The organism is Bacillus sp. JJ864, assembly GCF_036963045.1.
GTDB lineage: Bacteria > Bacillota > Bacilli > Bacillales > Bacillaceae_G > Bacillus_A > Bacillus_A pseudomycoides_C.
In genome coordinates this window covers 1-744 of record NZ_JBALLY010000229.1, presented here as the reverse complement: position 1 = coordinate 744, position 744 = coordinate 1, and the positions used below count along the sequence as shown (strand labels likewise).

Here is a 744-nt window from a genome sequence, read left to right as displayed (position 1 = left end):
GTTTTCACCTTATTCGGAACCATCAGCTTTACACCTTTTGAAGCATTTGCATCAATTGTAAAAGGCACTTTTGCTTGAGGATCAAAATTCAAATAGTCTGGAGCAGAAATTTCTTGTACATAGTAATTTCCTGGATCTAAATTAGGAACTTCGACCTTACCTTGTGCATCCGTTGTATACGTACCGCCAATTTGCTGACCTGACTCTTTATATAAGTTAAATGAAGCATTCGGTATGAATTTTGTTTCATCTCCGTCAACGTGCTTTACAATTCTTAGCGTTCCTTTTGGTGGTAAATCACCTTGAGCGCCGCCGCCTGCGTTTATATTTTCAACATCGGAAGTTTCTGAATGAGATATCGGTTGCTCATTTACAATTTGGTAATTAATCGTATAATCATTAGACAAAACTTTTTGGTTCATTCCACTTGCAGTTATAGCAGTTCTATATCTGAGAGCGAAAGATTGACCACTTACATAACCCTTATAAATTCTAATTTCAAAAGAGTTACCGTTAAAACTAATCGTTCCATAACCCTTATCTATAAACTGTTGATATGTTAAATTTTCATTTCCCAAAATAAAACTATCTGGCAGTAATGTTTGACCTGATTGTAATGTATCAGATAAAACAATGTCAGCACTTAGCTGATGCTTGTCAAGGTTTATAGGTATCTCCCACTTCACTTCAGTTGGAGAATCCGGGTCAATTCTACCTGTTTTATAGGAAAATGGGTATGTACCC

The 744-nt window shown here is 36.0% G+C and carries 1 protein-coding gene; it reads right to left on the bottom strand.

Annotated elements, in window-relative coordinates; all coding sequences use genetic code 11:
• The coding region (locus tag V7024_RS23655; protein WP_335524490.1) for a collagen binding domain-containing protein at window positions 1-744 on the bottom strand (744 nt) is incomplete at both ends.